Raw genomic sequence first — 6,826 nt, 5'->3', positions numbered from 1 at the left:
TTACATCTATTTTTAGTTATTATAACTTAATAACGTCTATTTTGCGACAATTCTAAAAATACAAACATACATAATGAGGAGGCAGTTTATGAAAAGAGAAATACCTTTTGGCATAGCAATAATCCCTATTATCATTACAGTTGCAGTTATGATGGTTACAATTGTTGTATTAGAACAAAGCCCTCACGTCCCACTTATTATCGGTACAACCGTTGCTTCGATCGTCGCTTGGCGGTACGGTTACAAATGGAATGACATTGAAGAATCGATGTATAAAGGAATTCGCCTTGCATTACCCGCTATCGTTATCATTATTCTTGTAGGTTTAACGATCGGTGCTTGGATTGGCGGCGGAATCGTCGCTACTATGATTTATTACGGCTTAAAACTTTTAACTCCATCACTATTTTTAGTTTCAATTACAATTATTTGTTCTATCGTTGCATTAGCAATCGGTAGCTCTTGGTCTACAATGGGAACAATCGGTGTTGCTGGAATGGGAATTGGCCTAAGTATGGGAATCCCAGCTCCAATGGTTGCTGGCGCTATAATTTCCGGTTCTTATTTTGGCGATAAAATGTCACCGCTTTCAGACACGACAAACTTAGCAGCGGGATTAACAAATACAGATTTATTCACACATATTCGTCATATGTTATTTACTACAATTCCAGGTTTAATTATTACTCTTATCGTCTATGCTTTCTTAGGAAGAAGCTTCGGCGATAACAATATCGATGCAAAAAGCATCGATCAAACGTTACAAGTATTGCAACAAAACTTTGTTATTTCGCCTTTCCTATTAATTATACCCGTAGTCGTTATGGTATTGGTCGCTAAAAAAGTCCCTGCTATACCAGCTATTCTCGTAGGTGTTATTTTAGGATTCTTATCACAAGTCTTTATTCAAGGTGGCTCTGTCTCATCAGCTGTCGGTGCACTCCAAAGTGGATTTGTCATAGACACTGGAAACAAGCTAGTAGATGAACTATTTAACCGTGGTGGCTTAAGCTCTATGATGAATACAGTTTCTATGACAATTGTCGCTATGACTTTCGGCGGAGTACTAGAACATACTGGCATTCTTCGCTCAATTGTAAATCAAATTTTAAAATTAGCGACATCATCAAAAGGACTTATCGCTTCTACCATCGCATCTTGCTTTGCAACGAATCTTACTTGCTCTGAACAATATATTTCGATTGTTGTTCCTTCAAGAATGTATGCAAATGCGTACACAGAAAAAGGACTACATTCTAAAAATTTATCCAGAGCATTAGAAGATGGTGGAACATTAACTTCTGTTTTCGTACCTTGGAATACATGTGGTGTATTTATACTCGCAACACTTGGAGTCGGTGCATTCGAATATGCTCCTTATGCTATATTGAATTTCATCGTACCTATTATCTCAATCATTTATGGTATAACTGGCTTCACAATTACGAAGCTATCTGATATTGAAAAAGCAGACCTACTGAAAAAGCAAAAAGCACAACTAGAAGCTTAAAATTTTTGAAACGAATACAACGGTAAATTTAGCTCATATATTGCACGAGGGCGCCCTTGTTGATAGGGCATTTCCTCGCCGCAAATATTGGCATATCTGTAATCAACTAATTTCTTTAACAGCCTTTCCGTCGATCGCCGAGTCACTTGTAAGTACTCAGAAAGATCCGCCGCTGTAAATTTCAATGATGGATGCGATTGACTAAACTGAATGATTTTTGACAAGTTTGCAGGACTAAGCTTCGTTTCCTTCGCTATTTTCATTAATTCAGGATTATCGTTTTTTAAACTTTGTACTCTCTGTTCTTTCGGGAACGGACCAAATAATTCTTTATCACTTGTTAGTATATAAAAGCAGCTTTCTATCGGATTATTCTTTGCGAAACCTCGAGCGATTTTTGCATTTTGTTCCGCTTCATTTACTGTTTTTCCGTAACCAAATCCAATAGATACTGCGTCTTCTATATTCATAAATAAACGATCTATCGTATTTGTTTTTATACTCAATTCAATATCACCACGAGTTGTATACAAAATAAAAGTCATTTTATCAACTTGTTTAAATGAACCACGTAATTCTTTTGAAATTACATTTAATTGTTCGAGCGAGCTTTCTTGTAACTCTATAAAGGATATAATACAAGCACCAACAGTAGCTGAATGGCTTTTTGCTAACTCAGCTTTTATTTTTGCATCTTTTAACCCATGTATAATTGATTGCGTTGGATCTATCATACGCTCTGAAGGAATCCCTATTTTTTGAAGTTCATCGTAGACAGCGTGAATACTAGTTAAAGCTAAATCAGCCTCTCCAGATTGATATTTAGCTAAATGAAAATCAATGATTCTCTTAATTTCATCATTACTCCATAACATATTTTCATAATCCATCACTTGCGGCGTTTCTTGTAGACCGATGTCATGGAACACATTTGTAATAAACGAACGATCTACTAAATCAATTGAAATTTTATGAGGTTGAATACTTTGATGGTATATTATAGAAAGGAGTGAAGATGCGACAGTTGTCTCGTCTTGCTGCAAATATACACTTGGAATTGGTAATTGTTCTCTTATTTCTTTTGCCATATAATAAGGTAGGGCACCCGAGAAAAAGATAGCATCACAAGGTTTTAAACGCTTTAATAGTTCAGAAGATTCTGCCGGATGAAGGTAAATATATGGATCAATCTCTATTTCTTCTAGTTTATGAGCAATAGGTAAAAGATTCTCCATAAACTCTTTTGAACCGACAACTGCAATTTTTATCATCATTTTCTCTAACTCCTTATCATTAATTAACGACTATTTAACGTCAACTATATCAAATGTACAAAACCATTGTAAACAGGAAGGGGTCTTTATTCAATGAAAATTACAGCTATTCATCTTTACGCAATTCGTTTACCACTTCGCGATCCGTTTGTTATTAGTTATGGTTCTTATTCTGATATGCCTTCTATTATCGTCAAAATGGAAACAGATGAAGGCATTATCGGTTACGGTGAAGGCGTTGCTGATGATCACGTTACAGGTGAATCATGGGAAAGTACTTTCCATGTTTTAAAACATACACTAGCTCCTGCTCTAATTGGGAAAAATCCAATGAATATCGAAAAAATACACGATATGATGGACAATACAATTTATGGTATTCCTACTGCGAAAGCTGCGATTGATATCGCTTGTTTTGATATAATGGGCAAAAAATTAAATCAACCTGTATATCAATTAATTGGCGGACGCTATCATGAAGAGTTTCCTGTCACTCACGTCCTAAGTATCGCCGATCCAGAAAATATGGCTGAGGAAGCTGCCTCTATGATTAAGAAAGGTTACCAATCTTTCAAAATGAAAGTCGGCACGAATGTAAAAGAAGATGTAAAACGAATTGAAGCTGTACGTGAACGTGTAGGAAATGATATCGCGATTCGCGTTGATGTAAACCAAGGCTGGAAAAATAGCGCAAACACATTAACAGCACTTCGTTCATTAGGACATTTAAACATCGACTGGATTGAACAGCCTGTTGTCGCAGACGATATTGACGCAATGGCTCATATTCGTTCGAAAACAGATCTTCCGCTTATGATTGATGAAGGACTAAAAGGCTCTCGTGAAATGCGCCAAATTATTAAATTAGACGCAGCTGATAAAGTGAATATAAAACTAATGAAATGCGGCGGCATATATCCAGCTGTAAAACTCGCTCATCAAGCTGAAATGGCAGGCATTGAATGCCAAGTTGGATCCATGGTCGAATCATCTGTTGCCTCTTCCGCAGGATTCCATGTCGCTTTCTCAAAAAAAATCATTACTAGCGTCGAGCTAACAGGACCATTAAAATTCACGAAAGACATCGGAAACTTACATTACGACGTACCATTTATTCGCTTAAACGAAAAGCCGGGACTTGGCATTGAAATAAACGAAAATACATTACAAGAATTAACCGTCTTTCAAGACGTTGTACGCTAAAGGAGGACTAACACATGACGATTCTTTACGAAGGAAAATTAAAACAAAACAACGATTCATTTCACGTTACATTACTATCTTTAGAACATATGGAACAAATTTTATCATTACAAAACGTTATAGTTGAAGCGCTAGAAGATAAAGGTCGTTTACAACCACTCTCGCTAGAAGAATTTCAATACATTCTAGAAGGAAACGGCATGATGATCGGGGCGTTTATACAAAACGAGCTCATCGCATTTCGTGCCCTACTAGTCCCTCCTATCGACGATGAACATTTAGGGCTTGATATTGGTCTACCAGAAAGTCAGCTACACCGCGTCATCTATCAAGAAATCTCAAACGTTCATCCAAACTGTCGAGGAAATGGCATGCAAAAAATATTAGCCACAGTCATCATGGATGAATTACAAAAAGAAGACAGCCAGTACGACTATGTTTGTTGCACCGTTGCACCTTTTAACATTCCGAGTTTAAAAGATAAATTTGCGCAAGGGATGGAAATTGCTGCACTGAAGGAGAAGTATGGCGGTAGTATGCGGTATGTTTTTGTGAAGGAATTGCTTGGGGATAAGGAAAGAGATTGGTCCGATGTTAAGAGCGTTCCGATGAGTGATGCTGGTGGACAGCAGGCGTTGCTTTCGGAGGGGTATCGTGGGTATGCGATGGAGAGAATAGACGATACTTTCACTGTGAAGTTTGGACGATAATCTATGTACAAAGAGAACCCTAATTCATTAGGGTTCTACTTTATTTCATTCCACAATCTAAAGTAATAACTAAACCGTCATCTTCCAACTAGATAACGCTAACCAGTTTTCCATTTCCTTATAATCAGGCATTATCTTCCCGACAAGACGCCAAAAAGAGCGATCATGATTTAAATGAACCATATGACACATTTCATGAACAACTACATAATCAATTACCCTCTGAGGTGCCATTGCTAGCTTCCAATTAAACGTTAGCTGTAAATTCGAATCACAAGTTCCCCACGTACGACTACTATCTGTAATACGAATAGAACGCGGTTTTGTTTTAAAGTTACTTTGATGTACTTTAATACTCTTCTCTACTAATGCTTTGCACTGCTTATAGTAAAATCGTTTCAAAGCTTGTTGTATTTTCTCATCCTCAAGCTCATTCACATAAATGTGTAGCTTATCCCCTTCAAAAACTGCATTATCTTGCGTAATACTTGCATCTTGAGAAATCTGTATCGGATACGTATTCCCTAAATACAGAAAGCCCTCTCCTTGATCATAACCCTTTTCCTGTGGTCCAAGCGCTCGATCCTGCATTTCCTTACGTGTTGCCTGAATCCAATCCCATTTCTCCTCTAACAATTGGACTAAGTATTCAACAGGTGTCCCTTTCAGAGCCTGCACTTCCACATTCCCATACGAATCTACAAAAAGACGCACCGACTTTTTCTTCTTATAAGTTATATGAAAATTAATTGTCTCACCTAAATATGTATGTACCATTTCATCACCTAGTGTATTATTTTACAAATAAAAAAGAATAGGACACAAACGCCCTACTCTATCTATTATATCATTTACTGTTTCACCGAACTTATTATCCTCTGTACTTTACACCTAATCCCTTAATGAAATTCCTTGCGTATCTATCGCCGCACTCTTTGTAATGCTTATGGCCTTTCTTTCTTAATAAAGCGCCTAATTCTCCTTTTGTTACGATAACTCCTACGCTGTCTAATATATCAAGCACATCTTCACTCGTTAAAGATAGTGCTATTTTCATTTTCTTTAGAAGAAGGTTATTCGCACTCTCCTTGCTCTGTACAGGTGCCGGTTGCCCTGGTTTCGGATCTTGCTTCCCTCTTTTTAAAGTAATAAATCCATTTAAAAATGCCTCTAGCATCATCATGTCGCATGTTAATACGTACTCATCTTCGATTACATCATCATTTTCAGCTTCATGTTGTGGACTTCTCTTTACTTTTGTAAGCATATCAAGTACGTCCTCTTTCGTTACTTCCATGCCACCAAGATTAAATATTTCCACCATATCTATATCTTTTATATCTAAAGCGTATCTTACTCTTTTTAATATATCGTTGTTGCTCATTGCCATTGTATTTCCTCCTGAAATGTTGATTATAGTAATGCTTTTAGCATGTATAAATTAATATCGTTAAGTTACTACTTTAACATTTTAGAGGTAGGTTTTGTAGTCTTAGGTGGATTAATGCTTTTGGGGATGATTTTAAAACAGCAAAAAAGGATGGGGATTTACTATTAATTAACACACTTAAAAATGGACTAACCTGATATAGGTTAGTCCATTTCTTTTTATGCAACTCTAATTTAGTGGGCAATTCAAACATGAATGTTACGCAAAATTCAGGTGAAATATATTGATTGTGTTTACTTAGGTTTTCCTTTTTATTTGTGGTGCGGTTCACCGTAACTAATCTAAATGAGGTTATTGTTCATTATTTTCATAATTAAATTTAACAAAAAAGGTAGTGCCTTCCGATCCTGTTTGAATTTCTATTTTTGCATTATGACGGGCAGCAATGGCATAACATATGCCTAACCCCAATCCAGTTCCATTATCTTTGGTCGTGTAAAATGGAGTACCCAGTTTCTCTAATACTTCAGGCCTGATACCTTTTCCTTGATCCCGCACTGCAAGCACCACACAATTTTGACATTCCTTGTAGGTGCTAATGGTTAGAATTTTCCCTGTGCTCATCGCTTCTAAGCCATTACGGTATAGGTTTATTAATAATTGCCGTATCTCATTACGATTTAAAAGTAATTCCGGAATGTCATTTGTATCGACTTGAATATATTTATTTTGATTATAC

The 6,826-nt window shown here is 36.6% G+C and carries 7 protein-coding genes; 3 read left to right on the top strand and 4 right to left on the bottom strand.

Annotated elements, in window-relative coordinates; translation table 11 throughout:
• Positions 1-88: 88 nt before the first annotated feature.
• Positions 89-1,510: a Na+/H+ antiporter NhaC gene (gene nhaC, locus AB3X49_RS15415; RefSeq protein WP_002010164.1), complete on the top strand. Its 1,422-nt coding sequence runs from the start codon at positions 89-91 to the stop codon at positions 1,508-1,510.
• On the opposite strand, the gene AB3X49_RS15410 is transcribed toward nhaC, so the two are convergent.
• The gene (locus AB3X49_RS15410; RefSeq protein WP_113710385.1) at positions 1,507-2,784 is read right to left on the bottom strand and encodes a transcriptional regulator; all 1,278 of its coding nucleotides are present in this window, start codon (positions 2,782-2,784) and stop codon (positions 1,507-1,509) included. The two genes, nhaC and AB3X49_RS15410, sit on opposite strands and share 4 nt — an antisense overlap.
• A 93-nt stretch (positions 2,785-2,877) precedes the next feature.
• On the opposite strand from AB3X49_RS15410, the gene AB3X49_RS15405 reads away from it, so the two are divergent.
• Together AB3X49_RS15405 and AB3X49_RS15400 are read left to right on the top strand one after the other, a co-directional pair.
• Positions 2,878-3,987 (top strand): mandelate racemase/muconate lactonizing enzyme family protein, encoded by a 1,110-nt coding sequence (locus tag AB3X49_RS15405; RefSeq protein ID WP_078422304.1) that lies wholly within the window; start codon positions 2,878-2,880, stop codon positions 3,985-3,987.
• Between the two features lie 14 nt (positions 3,988-4,001).
• The gene (locus tag AB3X49_RS15400) at positions 4,002-4,697 is read left to right on the top strand and encodes a GNAT family N-acetyltransferase (RefSeq protein WP_367963141.1); all 696 of its coding nucleotides are present in this window, start codon (positions 4,002-4,004) and stop codon (positions 4,695-4,697) included.
• Positions 4,698-4,766: 69 nt separating this feature from the next.
• Here the strand turns inward: AB3X49_RS15400 and AB3X49_RS15395 are convergent, their stop codons facing one another.
• The 3 genes from AB3X49_RS15395 to AB3X49_RS15385 form a co-directional block, all read right to left on the bottom strand.
• A complete protein-coding gene (locus tag AB3X49_RS15395) occupies positions 4,767-5,474 on the bottom strand; it encodes a M48 family metallopeptidase (RefSeq protein WP_367963138.1) in 708 nt (235 codons plus the stop codon).
• 94 nt (positions 5,475-5,568) lie between these two features.
• Positions 5,569-6,087, bottom strand: a complete 519-nt coding sequence (locus tag AB3X49_RS15390; protein WP_002091310.1) for a YehS family protein — start codon at positions 6,085-6,087, stop codon at positions 5,569-5,571.
• Between the two features lie 351 nt (positions 6,088-6,438).
• The coding region (locus AB3X49_RS15385; RefSeq protein ID WP_367963135.1) for an ATP-binding protein at positions 6,439-6,826 on the bottom strand (388 nt) is incomplete at its 5' end.

This window comes from Bacillus sp. C30 (genome assembly GCF_040838255.1).
Classification (GTDB): Bacteria; Bacillota; Bacilli; order Bacillales; family Bacillaceae_G; genus Bacillus_A; species Bacillus_A mycoides.
The sequence above is the reverse complement of the archived record's forward strand: the minus strand, read 5'-3'. Positions and strand labels throughout refer to the sequence as shown.

What these genes read in the sequence shown, in the direction of transcription:
- nhaC (WP_002010164.1), top strand. Translation starts at nt 89, where the DNA reads ATGAAAAGAGAAATACCTTTTGGCATAGCAATAATCCCTATTATCATT.
- AB3X49_RS15410 (WP_113710385.1), bottom strand. Translation starts at nt 2,784, where the DNA reads ATGATGATAAAAATTGCAGTTGTCGGTTCAAAAGAGTTTATGGAGAAT.
- AB3X49_RS15405 (WP_078422304.1), top strand. Translation starts at nt 2,878, where the DNA reads ATGAAAATTACAGCTATTCATCTTTACGCAATTCGTTTACCACTTCGC.
- AB3X49_RS15400 (WP_367963141.1), top strand. Translation starts at nt 4,002, where the DNA reads ATGACGATTCTTTACGAAGGAAAATTAAAACAAAACAACGATTCATTT.
- AB3X49_RS15395 (WP_367963138.1), bottom strand. Translation starts at nt 5,474, where the DNA reads ATGGTACATACATATTTAGGTGAGACAATTAATTTTCATATAACTTAT.
- AB3X49_RS15390 (WP_002091310.1), bottom strand. Translation starts at nt 6,087, where the DNA reads ATGGCAATGAGCAACAACGATATATTAAAAAGAGTAAGATACGCTTTA.